Origin of the sequence: Enterobacter sp. AG326, assembly GCF_004362415.1 — a bacterium.
GTDB lineage: Bacteria > Pseudomonadota > Gammaproteobacteria > Enterobacterales > Enterobacteriaceae > Enterobacter > Enterobacter asburiae.
Window position 1 is genome coordinate 299760 of sequence record NZ_SNXG01000003.1, and the last position, 17542, is coordinate 317301.

Annotated in this window: 14 protein-coding genes and 1 tRNA gene; 9 read left to right on the plus strand and 6 right to left on the minus strand. The window is 57.2% G+C overall.

Translation table 11 applies throughout. The features are described from left to right. The first annotated feature begins 34 nt into the window (after positions 1-34). The 5 genes from DFO52_RS12910 (at position 35) to gss (ending at position 5757) form a co-directional block, all read left to right on the plus strand. Entirely contained in the window at positions 35-988 is a 954-nt protein-coding gene (locus DFO52_RS12910) for an ABC transporter permease (RefSeq protein WP_047646342.1), read from the plus strand. 5 nt (positions 989-993) lie between these two features. Next, positions 994-1839, plus strand: a complete 846-nt coding sequence (locus DFO52_RS12915; RefSeq protein ID WP_029740724.1) for an ABC transporter permease — start codon at positions 994-996, stop codon at positions 1837-1839. Then, positions 1832-2809 carry an ABC transporter ATP-binding protein gene (locus DFO52_RS12920; RefSeq protein ID WP_133550514.1) on the plus strand — a complete coding sequence of 326 codons (978 nt, stop codon included), beginning with the start codon at positions 1832-1834 and terminating at the stop codon, positions 2807-2809. Before DFO52_RS12915 ends, DFO52_RS12920 begins: the two co-directional genes overlap by 8 nt. Further along, positions 2806-3783, plus strand: a complete 978-nt coding sequence (locus DFO52_RS12925) for an ABC transporter ATP-binding protein (protein WP_133550515.1) — start codon at positions 2806-2808, stop codon at positions 3781-3783. The genes DFO52_RS12920 and DFO52_RS12925 overlap by 4 nt, the downstream gene beginning before the upstream one ends. Positions 3784-3894: 111 nt before the next feature. Continuing rightward, positions 3895-5757, plus strand: a complete 1863-nt coding sequence (gene gss, locus DFO52_RS12930) for a bifunctional glutathionylspermidine amidase/synthase (RefSeq protein ID WP_133550516.1) — start codon at positions 3895-3897, stop codon at positions 5755-5757. Between the two features lie 52 nt (positions 5758-5809). On the opposite strand, the gene pgaD is transcribed toward gss, so the two are convergent. From pgaD to pgaA, 4 genes are read right to left on the minus strand one after another with little or no spacing between them, the layout of a single operon-like run. Continuing rightward, positions 5810-6244, minus strand: a complete 435-nt coding sequence (gene pgaD / locus DFO52_RS12935) for a poly-beta-1,6-N-acetyl-D-glucosamine biosynthesis protein PgaD (RefSeq protein WP_047646337.1) — start codon at positions 6242-6244, stop codon at positions 5810-5812. Next, entirely contained in the window at positions 6244-7572 is a 1329-nt protein-coding gene (gene pgaC, locus DFO52_RS12940; RefSeq protein ID WP_121932197.1) for a poly-beta-1,6-N-acetyl-D-glucosamine synthase, read from the minus strand. The genes pgaD and pgaC overlap by 1 nt, the downstream gene beginning before the upstream one ends. After that, the gene (gene pgaB / locus DFO52_RS12945) at positions 7565-9502 is read right to left on the minus strand and encodes a poly-beta-1,6-N-acetyl-D-glucosamine N-deacetylase PgaB (RefSeq protein WP_133550517.1); all 1938 of its coding nucleotides are present in this window, start codon (positions 9500-9502) and stop codon (positions 7565-7567) included. Before pgaB ends, pgaC begins: the two co-directional genes overlap by 8 nt. Before the next feature lie 8 nt (positions 9503-9510). Continuing rightward, complete coding sequence (pgaA, locus tag DFO52_RS12950) at positions 9511-11949, minus strand: poly-beta-1,6 N-acetyl-D-glucosamine export porin PgaA (protein ID WP_133550518.1); 2439 nt, start codon at positions 11947-11949, stop codon at positions 9511-9513. Between the two features lie 672 nt (positions 11950-12621). Here pgaA and DFO52_RS12955 point away from each other — a divergent pair. From DFO52_RS12955 to DFO52_RS12965, 3 genes are all read left to right on the plus strand, one after another. Next, positions 12622-13149: a helix-turn-helix domain-containing protein gene (locus DFO52_RS12955; protein ID WP_045403948.1), complete on the plus strand. Its 528-nt coding sequence runs from the start codon at positions 12622-12624 to the stop codon at positions 13147-13149. Between the two features lie 155 nt (positions 13150-13304). Continuing rightward, complete coding sequence (locus tag DFO52_RS12960) at positions 13305-13700, plus strand: DUF1493 family protein (RefSeq protein ID WP_230478706.1); 396 nt, start codon at positions 13305-13307, stop codon at positions 13698-13700. Between the two features lie 64 nt (positions 13701-13764). Then, positions 13765-14187, plus strand: a complete 423-nt coding sequence (locus DFO52_RS12965) for a hypothetical protein (RefSeq protein ID WP_230478707.1) — start codon at positions 13765-13767, stop codon at positions 14185-14187. Between the two features lie 139 nt (positions 14188-14326). Here the strand turns inward: DFO52_RS12965 and DFO52_RS12970 are convergent. Continuing rightward, positions 14327-14402, minus strand: a tRNA-Phe gene (locus DFO52_RS12970). Positions 14403-14497: 95 nt separating this feature from the next. Beyond that, on the minus strand, positions 14498-15214 hold the full coding sequence (locus DFO52_RS12975; protein ID WP_133550519.1) for a DUF554 domain-containing protein: 717 nt from the start codon (positions 15212-15214) through the stop codon (positions 14498-14500). A 181-nt stretch (positions 15215-15395) separates the two neighbouring features. On the opposite strand from DFO52_RS12975, the gene DFO52_RS12980 reads away from it, so the two are divergent. Beyond that, positions 15396-17531 (plus strand): ornithine decarboxylase, encoded by a 2136-nt coding sequence (locus DFO52_RS12980; RefSeq protein ID WP_133550520.1) that lies wholly within the window; start codon positions 15396-15398, stop codon positions 17529-17531. The last annotated feature ends 11 nt before the right edge of the window (positions 17532-17542 follow it).

Sequence of the window (17542 nt, forward strand, 5' to 3'; positions counted from 1 at the left end):
GGCCGTCAGGTCGGGGCCTTGGTAAGGGCACGTCGTGAACACACTCCTCACGCGTCGGCTGCTGCAGCTGCTGCCGATGCTGTTCTTTATTTCACTGGTGGCGTTTCTGCTGGTCAAGCTCGCGCCTGGGGATCCGGTGGCGGCGTACATTACGCCGCGCATGGCCCCGGAAGACATCGAGCGTATTCGCCAGAGCCTGGGGCTGGATAAGCCGCTGGTCACACAGTACGTCCTGTGGCTGAAAAACGTCCTGCGGGGCGATCTCGGCTATTCGCTGATCTACCACCGTCCGGTGCTGGAGATGATCGGCGAACGCATTCCGGCCACGCTGGGGCTGATGGGGGCGTCGCTGCTGATGGCGATCGTGCTGGCGATCCCGCTGGGGCTGCTGGCGGGGGCATTTAAGCACCGCTGGCTGGATCATCTGCTCAATTTATTCGCCTATATCGGCATTTCTGTTCCGATTTTCTGGTTCGGCATCCTGCTCATCACCGTTTTTGCCGTGCAGCTTAACTGGTTCCCCAGCATGGGGATGCGCACCATCGGCATGGAGGACAACGGGCTGGATCTGCTGCGTCACGGCGTGCTGCCGTGTATTGCCCTCACGTTCTACAACCTCTCCAGCTACGTGCGCTACATCCGCTCCAACACCATCTCGCAGCTCTCGGCCGACTACGTGCAGACCCAGCTTGCCTACGGCGCCACGCGTTCCAGTATTCTGTTCCGCCACGTGCTGAAAAACGTCTTGCTGCCGGTGATTACCCTGTTCGGCCTGTCGTTCGGAGAGCTGATTGTGGGGGCCTATGTGACGGAAAGCGTCTTCTCCTGGCCGGGGATGGGGCTGCTCGGGATCCAGTCGATCGCCTCGCTGGACTACCCGCTAATTATGGCGATCATCATGCTCTCGTCGATGATGCTGATCGTCGGTAACCTGATCGCCGACGTGCTTTATCGCTTCGCCGATCCCCGCATTCGTACGCTGAGGTAGCCCGGATGAGCAGACGCTGGCAGCAGGTTCGTCACCAGCTGCGCCGCAACCGTCCGGCGCAGTTCTCTCTGTTTGTGCTTTTTATTTTCGTTGTCGCCGCGCTCTGTGCGGGCTTAAGCCCGTACGATCCGGATCGGATGGCGCTCGGCGCGCGCACGTTGCCGCCGGATGCCGCGCACTGGTTCGGCACCGACGAATACGGCCGCGACTACTTCACCCGCGCGCTGTATGGCGGCCAGATCTCCCTGATGGTCGGTTTTCTCGCCATGCTTTTTTCCACGCTTATCGGCACGGTGGTGGGAACGGTGAGCGGCTATTTTGGCGGCTGGCTGGATAACCTGATGATGCGCGCCGTGGATATCCTGATGGCCATTCCGGCCTTCTTCCTGCTGCTGGTAGTGAATGCTTACCTCAAGCCGGGCGTGGATAACATCATTCTGATTATCAGCCTGCTGACGTGGATGAACATGTCGCGTCTGGTGCGTGCTGAAACCCTGTCGGTGAAAGAGCGCGAGTACGTGCTTTATGCCCGCGCGTCGGGAGAGCATCCGCTGCGCATTATCGCGCGCCACATCATTCCCGGCGTGCTGCCGACCATTATCGTGGCGGCCACGCTCAATATCGCCTCGGCCATTCTGATGGAGTCAACCCTGAGCTTTTTAGGGCTGGGCGTGCAGGCACCCGCGGCGTCGTGGGGAAGCATGCTTAACAACGCCCAGTCTTATATTGGCGAAGCGTCGTGGCTGGCGATGTTCCCCGGCATTCTGATCCTGCTGACGGTGTTCAGCTTTAACGTGCTGGGCGATGTGTTCCGTACCGCCTTTGAGCCAGGAGCGAATCGCGATGAGTAACTTATTAGCGCTTGAGAACCTGCAAACCACGTTCCGCACTCGCGAGGGCGAGGTTCACGCGGTGCGCGGCGTGAGCTTTCAGGTTCAGCCGGGGGAACTTGTCGGCATCGTCGGCGAGTCGGGCTGCGGGAAAAGCGTCACCTGTAAGTCGATTATCCAGCTTCTGGGGAGCAACGGACGGATAACCGGCGGCAGCATTCGCTTCCAGAATGAGGACCTGGCGCAGAAAACGCCCGCACAGATGCGCGCCATTCGCGGCAACGAGATCGCGATGATTTTTCAGGATCCGATGACCGCCCTGAACCCGGTGCTGACCATCGGCAAGCAGATGGCTGAGATCCTGATGCGCAATAAAGGACTCAGCAAAAAAGCGGCCAAAGCGGCGGCCATCGCCATGCTGGAACAGGTGGGCATTGCCGAGGCGGAACGCCGATACGACCAGTATCCCCACGAGTTCAGCGGCGGGATGCGCCAGCGGGTGATGATCGCGATTGCGCTCTCCTGCAACCCGAAGCTGCTGATTGCCGATGAGCCGACCACCGCGCTGGACGTGACCATTCAGGCGCAGATCCTGCGCCTGCTGAAAAGTCTGCAGCAGCAAACCCGGACCGCGATTTTGCTGATCACCCACGATCTCGGCGTGGTGGCGCAGGTCTGCAGCCGCGTGGTGGTGATGTACGGCGGGCTGGTGATGGAGGAAGGCAGCGTGGAGGACATTTTTTATCGCCCTGCGCATCCTTACACCCAGGGTCTGCTGGCCTCGCTGCCGCGCCCGGATGAGGTGAATCAGCGTTTATCGCCCATTGAAGGTTCGCCGCCCGGCCTGCTTAACCCGCCGCCGGGATGTCCGTTCGCGGAACGCTGCCCGAAGCGCATGTCCCAGTGTGAACGGCAGCCCGCATTTTACGCCGCCGGAGAGGGCCATCGCGCCGCCTGCTGGCTATGGGCCGACAAGGAGATTCAGGCATGAGTGAACAACAGGCGCCATTAGTGAGCGTGCGCGATCTGCGCAAGCACTATCCGCTCAACGGCGGTTTGCTGCGTAAAGGCGTGGCCGTGAAAGCGGTTGACGGCGTGAGCTTTGATATTCAGCCCGGCGAAACGTTTGGCCTGGTGGGGGAGTCCGGCTGCGGAAAATCCACCCTTGGGCGCGCCATCCTGCGCCTTTTCGATATTACCTCTGGCGAGATCCACTTTGCCGGGCAGGCGATTGCCCACGCCCGTGAAAAAGAGCTCAAGCCGCTGCGTAAGCGGATGCAGGCGATTTTTCAGGATCCTTACTCCTCGCTCAACCCCGGAATGACGGTGCGACAGCTGGTGGCCGAACCGATGCAGATCCACGGCTACAGCCGCGAAGAACAGCGGGAACGTACGGAAACGCTGCTCTACAAAGTGGGGCTCAAGCACGAACACCTTGAACGGTTCCCGCATGAGTTCAGCGGCGGCCAGCGTCAGCGCATCAGTATTGCCCGCGCGTTGTCCGTGCATCCTGAATTTGTGCTGTGCGATGAGCCGCTCTCGGCGCTGGACGTCTCGGTGCAGGCGCAGGTGGTGAATATTCTGCAGGATCTGCAGCAGGAGCTGGGGCTAACCTATCTGTTCATCGCCCACGATCTCTCCATGGTGCGGCATATCTCCAGCCGCATTGGGGTGATGTATCTCGGTAAACTGGTGGAGGTAGCCCCGGCGAATGAACTGTATCAGCGTCCGGCGCATCCTTACACCCGCGCGCTGCTGGCGGCGGTTCCCCAGCCCGATCCGCGCATCCGCAATCTCGAAGACGCCACCCTGCGCGGCGACATTCCTGGCCCCACGTCCGCGCTGCCGGGCTGTAAGTTCTGCAGCCGCTGCCCGCACGCATTGCCGGTTTGCCAGACGCAGGAGCCAGCCATGCAGGAGATTGCGCCAGGGCATTTCGCGGCGTGCTGGTTGTTTAACATGTAGTTAATGCGCTGCGCAGGTGTATGATAAATGTCCCTCTGTCAGGTTAATTACAACGTGCAGACGACGACAACCCTTAAAAAAATTGCCGCCTGCCTGTTTTAGGTTGGATACATGCGTAAAGGAAAGTTAAGCAGTGATGCGCCATTCGGGACATTGTTAGGCTATGCGCCCGGTGGCGTGGCGATTTACTCTTCAAATTACGGCAGTCTGGACCCGCGCAGCTACCCGGAAGACGCGGATTTCCGCAGCTATATCGGCAACGAATACATGGGCCACAAGTGGCAGTGCGTTGAGTTTGCCCGCCGTTTCCTGTTTCTCAACTATGGCTTTGTGTTTACCGACGTCGGCATGGCGTGGGAAATCTTCTCCCTGCGCTTTTTGCGTCAGGTGGTGAACGATAACATTCTGCCCCTTCAGGCCTTTGCCAACGGTTCGAAACGCGCGCCGCGCGCCGGAGCGCTGTTGATCTGGCAAAAGGGCGGCGAGTTTCACGAGACCGGCCACGTGGCGGTGATCACCCAGCTTCTGGACGATAAGGTGCGTATTGCGGAGCAGAACGTGATTCACTCCCCGCTGCCGCTCGGCCAGCAGTGGACGCGCGAGCTGCGTCTGAGCGTGGAGAACGGGTGTTACACGATCCATGACACCTTCGACGACACGGAGATCCTCGGCTGGATGATCCAGACCGACGACGCGGAACACAGCATTCCCCAGCCGGAAATCGACGGCGAACTGCTGAAAATCAGCGGCGAGCGGCTGAAAAACAAGCGTCAGTTCGACGGAAAATGGCTTAACGAAAATGACGCGCTGCAGCAGGCGTATATCCGCGCCAACGGCCATGTGATCAACAAAGATCCCTGCCAGTACTTCACCATTACCGAAAGCGCCGAGCAGGAGCTGATCAAGGCCACCAACGAACTGCATCTGATGTACCTGCACGCGACGGACAAGGTGCTGAAAGACGACAGCCTGCTGGCGCTTTTCGACATCCCGAAAATCCTCTGGCCGCGCCTGCGCCTCTCCTGGCAGTGGCGTCGCCACCATATGATCACCGGTCGTATGGATTTCTGCATGGATGAGCGCGGCATTAAGGTCTACGAGTACAACGCCGACTCCGCGTCCTGCCATACCGAGGGCGGGCTGATTCTCGAAGAGTGGGTGAAAAACGGCTATCGCGGCAACGGGCATAACCCGGCGGAAGGGCTGCTGGAAGAGCTGACCGGCGCCTGGAAGCACAGCCACGCGCGGCCGTTTGTGCACATCATGCAGGACAACGATGTCGAAGAGGACTATCACGCGCTCTTTATTCAGCGTTCGCTGATGCAGGCCGGGTTCGAGACCAAAATCCTGCACGGGCTGGAGGCGCTCAGCTGGGATGCCGCCGGACAGCTGATTGACGACGAAGGTCGCCACGTCAACTGCGTGTGGAAAACATGGGCGTGGGAAACGGCGATAGAGCAGATCCGCGAGGTCAGCGAAACCGAATACGCCGCCGTGCCGATCCGCACCGGACATCCCGAGGGCGAGGTGCGACTGATTGACGTCCTGCTGCGCCCGGAGGTGCTGGTCTTCGAACCGCTGTGGACCGTGATTCCCGGCAACAAGGCGATTCTTCCGGTCCTGTGGCAGCTGTTCCCGAACCACCGCTACCTGCTCGACACCGATTTTGAGGTTAACGAACTGCTGAAGCAGACCGGCTATGCCGTCAAGCCGATTGCCGGCCGCTGCGGCAGCAATATCGATCTCATCAGCGCCCAGGACGAACTGCTGGATAAATCCAGCGGCAAGTTTGTCGACCGCAAGAATATCTACCAGCAGCTGTGGTGCCTGCCGAAGGTCGACGGCAAGTACATACAGGTCTGCACCTTCACCGTGGGCGGAAACTACGGCGGAACCTGTCTGCGCGGCGATGACTCGCTGGTGGTGAAAAAAGAGAGCGATATCGAGCCGCTGATTGTGGTTAAAGATAAGTAGTTCACACCCGCCATAAAAAAGCCCCCGCAGGGTATTCTGCGGGGGCTTTTCGTTACTGTTCTTCCTCTTCCTGCTGCTCGTTGATCTTCAGATCGATGATGCGGCCAATCTGATCGTGGTACACCGTCAGCAGGTTGTACTGGCTCATCTCGGAGATGATCTGCGGTGAAACATTAAAGCTGCGGGCCAGCTCCTCCTGGTGAAAATAGCCAGGCTGACGCCGCCTCACGTGGGCGCGGCGGCGGTTGTACTGATACCACAAAATCAGCAGCCAGCCGTTGAGCGCGGCGAACAGCAAATAGATCAACACCGTATTAAAGGACGCGATAATCACGCTCCAGCGGTGGTCGCTCTCATCGGTTAGCTGCATCCACAGCCTGGCATACAGGAAAAACAGAAATCCTCCCCACGCCGCCAGCGTTAACGCGGCATCGAAAAGACGCGGCAAGAGCCGATGCTCGGTCAAAATTAAGGTATTTTCGTTCATTAAATGCTCCCTTTTCCCCGATCCGGACTGATCCAGCGCGCGCGGGCGCGCTGGCGTTTAAGCATGACTTTTGGAAATGCGACGAGGGTGGTGAACAGGCCAATCATCCAGTACACCATCGGGAACCAGATCACCCAGAAAAGCGAGCTGGCCACTTTTCGTTCATAGCGCCGCTCGATGTACAAGCTGACCAGGAACTGCAGCAGGCACATCACGCCCAGCAGCAGCCCGGTAAACTCCGGTGGAAAAAGGCTCTCCACGGTCAGCCTGGCGGGAACAGGCGCGACATGGCTGAGGAGAAACAGCAGCACCGTCATCGCATACGCGAAGGCCCACAGCGTTGACAGCGCGTACTCCAGAAACAGCGGCCACATGCGGTGATGCTCCCAGCGCACAATCCTGCGGAGGTTGACCAGAAACACTTCCGCGCCCCCCTGTGCCCAGCGCAGACGCTGTTTCCACAGGCCCCTCAGCGTCTCTGGCATCAGGATCCAGCACAGCGCCCGCGGCTCAAAAAAGATATCCCAGTGGCGCAGCTGAAGCTTCCAGCTGATGTCGATGTCTTCGGTGATCATGTCCGGGCTCCAGTACCCGACGTCCGCCAGCGCCTGTCGGCGAAACGCGGCGATGACGCCGGAGACGGTAAAGACCCGGCCATAGATCCGCTGCGTCCGCTTGATGAGCCCAATAATGGAAGAGAACTCACCCACCTGAATGCGGCCAATCAGCGTGGAGCGCGTGCGAATACGCGGATTGCCGGTAACCGCCCCGACGTGGGGGTACTGAATCAGCGGGGCCACCAGATAAGCGGCGGTATCGCGATCGAGCAGGGCGTCGCCGTCAATGCAGACCAGCAGATCGCCCCGCGCCGCCGCGGCTCCGGCTTTGAGCGCCAGCGCTTTCCCCTGGTTCTCCGCGAGGTTAATCACCCGCAGGCGCGGCTGTTCCTGCGCCAGCTCCTGCAGCACCTGCGCGGTGTTGTCAGAAGATCCGTCGTTGATGGCAATAACTTCTATATTTTCATACCGCTGATCCAGCGCGGCGCTGATGGTCTCCCGGGCATTCCTTCCCTCGTTGAAGCAGGGGATAAGAATGGATATGAGCGGCTCACCGGCGAGCGTCGGGGCGGGCGTGTCTTTATCCCAAGACCAGTGGCGTTCAAGCTGAAACCAGAAATAGAGGCCGCCGGTTATCCAAAGCACCGACATGAACAGCGGCCAGAAGAACACAAAATCCAGAATCAGTTCGCCGGTAAAGAGGGCGGCCACGCCTAACGGCAACCCGAATACCAGACATAAAATAGAGAAGGCGATAATGCGATCAGTCATTGTCAGGATACCAGTACGAAGAAAATTCAGGCCTGATGCGTGAGATATCAGGTTGATTGTTGAGAAAGTCGTCGGGGTAGTAACCGTAGTTTTTAATGCCGTTCAGCTGGAGCACGCGCATCCACTGCGCAAGCTGGCTATCGGACACGGCGCGCTGCGGTTTCCGATCCCAGTCCCTGGCCTGCAGCTCGAAAATAGTTTTATCAAGCGCGCCGGGGCGCGCGGCGACCACTTTAACCAGACGCGTGAGCCAGGCATCGCTCTCGTCTGCCGGAACGGACTCCATCAGCGGCATGGCCATCGGCACCGTCCAGTCATACTCCGCCAGAAAATCATCAAGATTCTGTGCGAACCACGCTTCGCTTTCGGGCTGCAGAATGGGTAAGGCGAACATATTGCGCGCGGTTTTTATCTGCGGGCCTCGGATATGCTTCACCGCCAGGCTCAGGGCGTGGGTAAACCCGATAAGCGTCTGGCTTTTCTGACGCGTGGTGTTCTGACCGGCATCGTCCACGTCCGTCAGCGCCGCATCGTCATGGAACAAAATCCCGTTGAAGCTGGCATAGCGGGCCAGGTCTTCATAGATGTCCGTCACCTGCTGGCGCACCTGCGGGTCCCACGGGGAAAGCCGAATATAGGGCTCGGTGGCTTCTTGCAGCTGGCCAGTTTGACGATCCCGGCGCTGCACGCGCGGCAGGGAAGGATCGAGATCGAACGAGAGCACCGGCATCCACGCGAAGACTTTTACCCCGGCGCGGGTTTGCAGCTGCCAGGCGACAAAATTAAAGAGATCGGCCCGAACCGGCAGCCGACGGTTGGGGAAATAGAGCGCCTTGATCCTGCCGTCGCCCTGTGGGTCGGCAAACGCCTGCAGGAAAACGTGGCTGATCTTCATGTCGTAGACCCGCTGGATCAGCCTGTTGATGTTTTGGGTCTGCTGGGCAGGATCGGGATCGTAAACGTAGTCGAGATCGACGTGCATGACGCGCACCGGATCGCGCTCCTGAACCTGGCTTACCGTGCTGGCAAACGCCTTGAGCGAGGGATTCCCGGCGATCAGCAGGCGGGGGATGTTGCCCAGATCCTGCACGTTCCCCAGCCCGTCCTCAAGGGTAAAGGCCAGCCGGTAACCCTGCTGTCTGGCGATAGCGAGCGACGTACCGCTGGCGGCGCCGTAGGGCCAGACCCAGGCGCGCGGCGCTTTGCCCGTCACCTGCGTGATTTTTTCAGTCACTTTGCGAACGTCATCGCCGATCCGCTGGCTGAACTGCTGGTCGGTTTCATAGCTACCCGTCGCTTTGTCATAAAAGCGATTAGCGATCGCCGGTTCCCGGCTGCCCTGCGGGTTGGCCGGAATGCCGTAATGCGAGGCCCAGGTATGCGATCCGATCTCAATCAGCGGGGACTGGCTAAGCTCGCGCACCATGTCCCACGTTGCGAAGCGATCCCGGGGCGTCATCAGACCGCCGAAGTTAACTTTTTGATTTGCCGGCGTATCCACCCAACTGCCCACCGGCGCCCACAGCGCAGGAACGTTCCATGCCTGAAGCAGCGGCCAGACGCGGGTGTAAAAGCTGCTGTAGCCGTCGTCAAAGCTGAGCAGAACGGCTTTTGGCGGCAGCGTTTTTTTCCCGTCATGCGCGTCAAGAATGTCCTGTACGCTGATGGCGTGGTAGCCGTTGTGCAGAAGCCAGCTTATCTGCTCGTTTAACGCGCTGGTGCGAACGGAGAGATAGCGCTGATCGGCGGCATCGTCTTCGACGTCGTGGTAGGCCAGGACCAGAAACTGGTTCTCCGGCCAGGGTTTACTCGCCTCCAGCTGCGGCCGATCTTTGGGCGCAATGAACGAGATCGCCTGCGCGCAGACGCTCGCGCTGAGGCAGAGCCAGCCGAGGAGTATCAGGCTCACGGAAAAACGTGTGTTCAGCATATTCATCCTTAAAAGCGTAAAGTCGCGTCAAACGTGACGGAGAGGTTGCTCTCGCGTTTGCCGTCGTAAGGGCGTTTATCCCAGTTCAGCATCACGCCGGTATCAATAACGTTGTTCCACTGAACGCGCTGTCCGTAACCCAGCAGGGCGATGGCGCCTGCGGACTGATTTTTCTGCCAGTAGCTGCCGCCTCCCGCCACGAACTGCTGGCTCCAGAGGGTGTCGTAATGGCGGTACATCTCATGGTCAACGGCCAGGGCCGCCGTCACGGACAGATCCCGCGCCGGGTTGTAGTAGAGCGTGTCCCGCAGGCTGTTTTTGCTGGCGGCGATCCCCGGCTCGAGATCCAGCGTCAGGGAGGGGGCCTGCCAGAGACGCTCCTTGCCCGTGAGGGTGTATTCCTGGCGGCGGTTACGATCGGAGAAGCGGCTGAGGGCGGCGCTGAACTGGTACTCACGCCGCTCGTTTTGATACCAGCGCACCCCGCCTTCACCCCGATTGGCGCTAATTCCGTTGCGTAACGCCCGAAGGGGCGTGCTGCGCGACAGGCGTTCCAGGCTGCCGCTGACCTGCCAGCTGTCGGTCACAAAGTACGTTGTTGCGAGGCGAGCGCCCGGCTTGTTTTCACCGTGATAGCGGTTGCTGGAAAGCTCGGCTTCGAGCTGGAGGTCGCGTGGCCGCCACTCGACGCCGCCCAAAAGGTGACGGCTGGTGCCTTTGCCCTCATCGAAATTACTCTGCGCGTAGCGGGTGCCTGCAAACAGCCGCCAGCTATCCGCTACGGGTGGGCCATAGAGCGTGGCGTCCCAGCTCAGGTCGTGCGTCCCGCTGACGGGGCTATCGGAGTGCAAGCCCTTGCTTGCGTTGAGGCGCAGCTCGGACATGTGGTGGACCGTTCTGAGCCTGTCGAGACGCCTGGCGCTGCGATCGTTGGGCGCGCGAGCCAGCACGTCGTCGGCCAGTAAATCCATCTGTCGCCACTCCTGCAGATCCATCGCGACGTAGGCCTGCTGTTGCTCTAGCTCTGTGTTGGACGGCTCCAGCGCCTCCGCCTTTTTCAGCTTTTGCTCGGCCGCGCGCGGCAGGCCCCGCGCCTGAAGCAGGGTGGCGTAGTCAATCTGTAATCCCTGATTGCCCGGCGCCGTCGTCGCCAGACGGTGCGCCAGCTTTTCGGCTTCCGGCAGGGCATTCGTCGCCAGCAAATAGTTAAAGCGGAGCGACTGTCCGGTAAGCCATCGATCGTTCGGCTGAGGGGTAGGGGAGCCGAAATCGTAGCGGGTCCACGGGACGTTGCGGGTCTGGCGCTCAGCATATCGGCGGGCGGATTGATAATCTCCCGTATCCAGCCAGGCGTAGAAAAGCGCGTGCTCCTCGTCCTCTGGGTCGGAAGCGTATTGCGGGTAGCGTTGCAGAAGCGCGTAGGCGGCGGCCGCGTTTTGCTCCTGCAGATACGCGGAGATGACCCAGCCGATTGCCCAGCCCGGCACCGGATGCTGGGCTGCCGTAAGATCCTGATATTCGCTAATCACCTGTGGGTAATCAGCACGGGCGTAAAGCGCGCCAAGCCTGTCGATACGCGCAAGGACGACGTCTTCCGCCGCCTGCGGCTCGTTTTGCCAGCGAGCAAGCAGGGCGTCGTAACGATTCAGCGCAGATTGCGCAAGCTGCAGGCGCTCCTTTTCTGTTCTGCCGGGCACATCGGCAAGGCGAACCCGTTCGGCGGCGGCATTACGCTCAAGACGACGACGCTCCGCGGGAGACAGCGTCACGCTTTGTGAAAGCTGGAGCGCGGGGGTATTCACCCGGTTATCCGTAAGCGCGTCGATCAACTCGTTGAGGAGCGCTTTATTCTCAGGAGCGACATTTAGCGCGCGGGTGTCTGCCAGCAGCCGATCCCAGCTTTTTCCCTGGCGTAACCAGACATACGAGAGCGTCTGAAGATGCGCCTGAGAGGGATTTTCCGCCACCAGCCGTCGGGCTTCCTGTAGGGCAAGCGTGTCCATGCGGGCATCGGCCAGGGTTTTGATGTAGCCGATACGATAATCGTCGTTATCCGGCGCAAGGCTACGCGCCTCTTTCCAGCGCGCCAGGGCCGGCTGCCACGCTTTTTGATTTCGCCTGGACTGCGCGACGGCAGCAACGCCGCGGGCGGGCAGCGGCATATAAATGCCGTAACGCTGCCAGACCTGAATAACCTCGTCATCATGACCCGCCCAGGCTGCAACCTGTAACCAGTCTGCAACTTGTGCAGGCGTCAGGGCATGCTGCTGCTGATAACGCTGAAGATAATCGAGAAACGGCGTGTAATTACCGTTACGCGCCTGTTGAATCTGTTGCTCATAAACGGATTCAGTCGCCTGAGCCAGAACAGGAAAGAGGAATAACAGAAACAATAATGTTGGGGTGCGATAAAAGAATAACGTATTGAAGCGAAGTGAACTTTCCATATCTATTTGCCATTTGTTTATCATGAATCCATTGCATAACACGGCCGCCTTTAAACTCAGGGTTAAAGGCCATAAATGAGAACATTAAATCTGAATGCAGTGATGTTACGGGGTACTTACCTAAAGGTAATTATGGATCCTTATCTTAGTGGACTGGGTGAAAGCTAATGTACACCTGATATGTTGCCGGATAAATATGTTGAAAAGCCGGTATGTCGTTTTGAGATAATTCTGGATTGAGCGCTTTGTGACGTTTTTATTGAATTAGGTGTTTATTTTTAACTTATTGAAATTACTGTATTTTATTTTTATTGTGACAGCTTTGTATATATTTTTAATGCGGTTTATCTGCCTCAATTAAAGTACTTTCTGGTGCATGTTTGGGAAGTTTCATGACAAAAACTCTTAATGTTTAGAGAAGTGACTTTTCTGCGATTGTTTTTTATTTATAATTAATGGCAGCCATTGAATGATAGTCTACAGGAAGTCTTACTCATCAATGTCTGTATTGAGGGATGTCCAAAGCCAGAATACATTTATCGTTAATATAACAGCGCTATAAAACGAAGGCGGCCTTCTTTGCGAGGGATCGTGCTTGCTTTAATCTAAAAGGGATGGTTAGTGGCAACTTCAATTGTTTTAGTGACTCAGGATCGCTACCTTGTCAGAGGGATGCGGATATTTTTCCCGGATATTATCCTGCTCGACTCGATTGACAGAAACATATTTGATAACGGTGCAGATGAATATTCTGTATTGATTGATAGTCGTTCTCCGCTCCGTTTATATGATTACCTGATACGCCATCCGGCCAGAACGAAAAAAACAATCTGCTGCGTTATGCTCGATATGCGACACCGCGAGGAGAATCTGCTCAGTATGAAGTTATTTATGAACACGTCGCTGACCGCGCCGGATATGGCGTCGTTATTTAACCTGGTGCTCAATATGAAAGGCCGGCGCCTGACCACGAAGTGGCTGCTTAATTTACGTCTTAGCACGCACGAAGCGATCATGCTGCGGTTGCTGCGGGCAGGGATGCCGATGGAAGCCATCGCCGATGAGCTGAATACGTCGGTGAAAAGCCTCTATCGCAAACGAACGGCGCTCTCGGAACGCCTGGGGGCGGAGAACTTCAACGAGGCGTGTTTGTTTATCTTTAAAAACAAACTGCTGGACGCAGGTGGGAACGATCCCTAGGTTGGGGAGAAACCAAAAGCATAGAACTGACTTGCGGGCGGTATTCTGAGTTTTAAGAAAACTGGACGGTGACGACATCCTTGTTTTACCTATGGATTTACTCTGGCTCAAAACGAGAGAAAGGACGATGTAATGGACATGGTTGAAGAGACTGGTTGGAAATTTTTCTGATGCTACATGATGAGCAAGAATTGTTAGATTACCTCACTGAGAATTACAGTGACCGTAAATCTCCGGCAAAGAAAGAATGGACCTTCCAGGAGCATTTCAATCTCATACCTGAAGATCTTGAGGACATGCTGCTTGACCTTTTCATCCGGTACGGAATTGAGTACAGCAACTTTGTGATGGACCATTATTTTGAACCGGAGCTGTTTTGGTTTCAGTTTCGGCTCAGAAAAAAATTCCGCGATCGGCAGTACAAACCGCTATCTACCGGCGGATGTAAGGTGGCAGAAAATGAGCGGGTGGCGGTTGGATTTTGGGGGAGAGGAAACGCGTATTATAATGAAAAACGAATGGTATCTTCTGCTCTTCAACCCCGTTTATGAACTGCCAGAGGCTAAGCCATGTGTTTTATCCTGAGCGGGTGATACCAGAAGGAGACTCCTGGAAGTGATTGAAAAATTTAAAAGGACGTTAGAAATGAATAAATATCTGTCTGGTCTGTGTGTTGTTTCTTTTTTTTATTTTTCTTCAATAGGTTACGCGCACTCTGCGGGGCAAAATAAAGTTCAGGTTAGTATCAAACCCAGCAGCGGTAATAGAGGATATATCCCGGTAATTTCTGATGCAGATGAAATCGAGCCTTCTGATTTCAGGGAGTCGGATCTACAGGAGATGCAGAATAGCCTGAGTAAGATGAAGTCCGACAACCGCAAAGTCGATGAGCTAACTCAGAAGGTTTTACAGCTTGAGAGAAAGAATTCTGAGCAGGAGAGTAAGATCGAGCGATTGCAAAGAAGCCTTGATGACATGAAGCGGAGCAACGACAACCTTTCAAATCAGGTCAGCAGTTTATCCGGCAAAATTAAGTGATAAAAAGAGCCACCGCCTGTATTAACTTACCGGGCTATTAGCGTAAGCGTGCCTGCATTAAAACCACGCTTATCAGCGCCCAGAAATCGGCCGTAGCCATATAGCAAAAACCCAGCCATAGGCTGGGTTTTCTAAATAGTGGTGCCCGGACTCGGAATCGAACCAAGGACACGGGGATTTTCAATCCCCTGCTCTACCGACTGAGCTATCCGGGCAACGGGGCGCATTAAACCCGATCTGCCCCCTGCCGTCAACGAAAAATGTTGTTTTCGTTACAGACTGCGCAATCCCTCACCATTTTGCCGCATCCTTAAGCGAAAAAGTGCGTCCAGAGCGCGGAGAGCGGCATGGCGAGCAGCAGTGCGGGCAGCATGTTCACCACGGCAAACATCTTAATCCCACAGATGCGCAGCCCGGTAGCCAGCAGCAGCAGGCCGCCGACGGCGGTAAAGTCTGCCATCATCGCCGGCGTGGTGAGCGGGAGAATCAACGTGGCGCAGGTGGCGAGTGCCAGCTGAATTAGCAGCATCGGCATGCAAATCGCGGCAACGGCAATGCCGAGCGTGGTGGCAAAAATAGTGGCCGTAAAGAAATCAAGAAACGCCTTCGCAATCAAAATGCTTGGGTCGCCCGTCATTCCCTCCTGCATTGAACCGAAAATTCCGGTGCCGCTGGCGCAAAACAGAATGATGATGGCGACGTAGTTCTGAATAAACGACTCGTGCGTACCGTGTTTCGCCTTGCCGCCCGGTCGGGCAATCAGGTTTTTGGCTTTACTCACCGCGCTGTTAATGCCTTTTTCCAGATAGCAGAACTCGCCAATCAGCGCGCCGAGCAGGGTGGCCAGCACCATCACCGGCAGGTTGGCGCATTTGATGACTAAAAGAATACCGATCCCTAACGATGCCAGGCCGAATATCGAGGGCATGGAGGTGCGAATACGCTCCGGCAACCGCTGGCTCAGCACGGCGCCGAGTACGCCGCCCAGCAATACGGCGCCTGCGTTAATAAATGGCCCGATAACCAAAGTTAACTCCTGTTATTTAATCATTGATATTGCATTATTATGGCACGCCAGGGCTGCGCGGGCCTTAGCTTTGGTTGATTTCGTGCATACTGATTCCTTCTTGCACCTCAAAATAAAAGGTGACATTATTGCGCGAATTTTCTCCTCCCTGTCTCACCGCCCGGTGAGGGTAACTGCGCCTATGAAAACCATGAAAATTGCCGTCAGCCGCGAGCTGCTTTCCACTGTGTCTACGCACCGCGAAAAGGTGACGCTGGACAGCACTGATTTTACCGATGTGGCGGCCGTCGTCATCACAACAGCTGAAAGTCGCAGCGGCATTCTTGCACTGCTGAAACGCACGGGCTTTCAGCTACCGGTGTTTGTTTTCTCGCAGGAGCCAGCGGACGTACCCGACGGCGCCACCGCGGTTATCTCGGGTAAAGCTCAGGAGTTTCTGGAACTGGAGAGCGCTGCCAGCCGCTACGAAGAGAACCTGCTGCCGCCCTTTTTTGACACCCTGAGCCAGTATGTGCAGATGGGCAACAGCACTTTCGCCTGTCCGGGCCACCAGCACGGGGCGTTTTTCAAAAAACACCCGGCAGGGCGACAGTTCTATGATTTCTTCGGCGAGAACGTGTTTCGCGCCGACATGTGCAACGCCGACGTGAAGCTGGGCGATCTGCTGATCCACGAAGGGTCAGCCAAACACGCGCAAAAGTTCGCGGCAAAAGTGTTCAATGCGGATAAAACCTACTTCGTGCTGAACGGCACGTCGGCGGCAAACAAGGTGGTGACCAACGCGCTGCTGACCCGCGGCGACCTGGTGCTGTTCGACCGCAATAACCACAAATCTAACCACCACGGGGCGCTGATCCAGGCGGGCGCCACGCCGGTTTATCTTGAGGCCGCGCGTAACCCGTTTGGCTTTATTGGCGGAATTGACGACCACTGCTTTGACGATGGATATCTGCGGGAGCTGATCCGCGAGACTGCGCCGGAAAAGGCCGACGAGGCGCGTCCGTTCCGCCTGGCGATCATTCAGCTTGGCACCTACGACGGGACGATCTACAACGCCCGCCAGGTGATCGACAAGATCGGTCATCTGTGCGACTACATCCTCTTTGACTCCGCATGGGTGGGCTACGAGCAGTTTATTCCAATGATGGCGGAAACGTCCCCGCTCTTGCTGGAATTGAACGAGAACGATCCGGGGATTTTCGTGACCCAGTCGGTGCACAAACAGCAGGCCGGGTTCTCGCAAACGTCGCAGATCCATAAAAAGGATAACCACATTCGCGGTCAGGCGCGTTTCTGCCCGCACAAGCGGCTGAACAACGCGTTTATGCTGCATGCCTCCACCAGCCCGTTTTATCCGCTGTTCGCCGCGCTGGATGTGAATGCCAAGATCCACGAAGGGGAAAGCGGACGCAGGCTGTGGGCGGAGTGCGTCGAGCTGGGGATTGAGGCGCGCAAGGCAATCATTGCGAATTGCCATATGATCAAACCGTTTATCCCACCGGTGGTGGCGGGCCGGCCGTGGCAGGATCATCCGACTCACGCCATCGCCAGCGAACTGCGCTTCTTCAGCTTTGAGCCCGGGGCTAAATGGCACGGGTTTGAGGGCTATGCCCGCGAGCAGTACTTTGTCGACCCGTGCAAGCTCCTGCTGACCACGCCGGGTATCGATGCTGAAACCGGGGAGTACACGGATTTCGGGATCCCGGCGACGATTCTGGCGCACTACCTGCGCGAAAACGGCATCGTGCCGGAGAAATGCGACCTCAACTCGATCCTGTTCCTGCTGACGCCTGCCGAAAGCAGCGAGAAGCTGGCGCAGCTGGTGGCGATGCTGGGCCAGTTTGAACAGCATATTGAAGACGACACGCCGCTAGCGGACGTGCTGCCGACGATCTTCCAGAAATACCCGGTGCGCTACCGGGATTACACCCTCCGCCAGCTGTGTCAGGAGATGCACGATCTCTACGTCAGCTTTGACGTGAAGGATCTGCAGAAGGCGATGTTCCGCAAGGAGAGCCTGCCTGAGGTGGTGTTGAACCCGCAGGATGCAAACCGGGCCTATATTCGCGGTGACGTGGAGCTGGTTCGCATACGGGATGCCGCAGGGCGCATTGCTGCCGAAGGGGCGCTGCCCTATCCACCAGGCGTGCTGTGCGTGGTGCCGGGTGAGGTCTGGGGCGGGGCGGTACAGCGTTACTTCCTGGCGCTGGAGGAGGGCGTCAACCTGCTGCCGGGCTTCTCGCCGGAGCTGCAGGGGGTTTACAGCGAGAAGGATGCCGACGGGATTAAGCGGCTGTATGGGTATGTATTAAGATAGTGCGGGCTGTT

Bases quoted from the DNA above. Each gene is read 5' to 3' on its own strand.
- DFO52_RS12915 (WP_029740724.1), top strand. From the start codon at position 994: ATGAGCAGACGCTGGCAGCAGGTTCGTCACCAGCTGCGCCGCAACCGT.
- DFO52_RS12920 (WP_133550514.1), top strand. From the start codon at position 1,832: ATGAGTAACTTATTAGCGCTTGAGAACCTGCAAACCACGTTCCGCACT.
- DFO52_RS12925 (WP_133550515.1), top strand. From the start codon at position 2,806: ATGAGTGAACAACAGGCGCCATTAGTGAGCGTGCGCGATCTGCGCAAG.
- gss (WP_133550516.1), top strand. From the start codon at position 3,895: ATGCGTAAAGGAAAGTTAAGCAGTGATGCGCCATTCGGGACATTGTTA.
- pgaD (WP_047646337.1), bottom strand. From the start codon at position 6,244: ATGAACGAAAATACCTTAATTTTGACCGAGCATCGGCTCTTGCCGCGT.
- pgaC (WP_121932197.1), bottom strand. From the start codon at position 7,572: ATGACTGATCGCATTATCGCCTTCTCTATTTTATGTCTGGTATTCGGG.
- pgaB (WP_133550517.1), bottom strand. From the start codon at position 9,502: ATGCTGAACACACGTTTTTCCGTGAGCCTGATACTCCTCGGCTGGCTC.
- pgaA (WP_133550518.1), bottom strand. From the start codon at position 11,949: ATGGAAAGTTCACTTCGCTTCAATACGTTATTCTTTTATCGCACCCCA.
- DFO52_RS12955 (WP_045403948.1), top strand. From the start codon at position 12,622: ATGCGGATATTTTTCCCGGATATTATCCTGCTCGACTCGATTGACAGA.
- DFO52_RS12980 (WP_133550520.1), top strand. From the start codon at position 15,396: ATGAAAACCATGAAAATTGCCGTCAGCCGCGAGCTGCTTTCCACTGTG.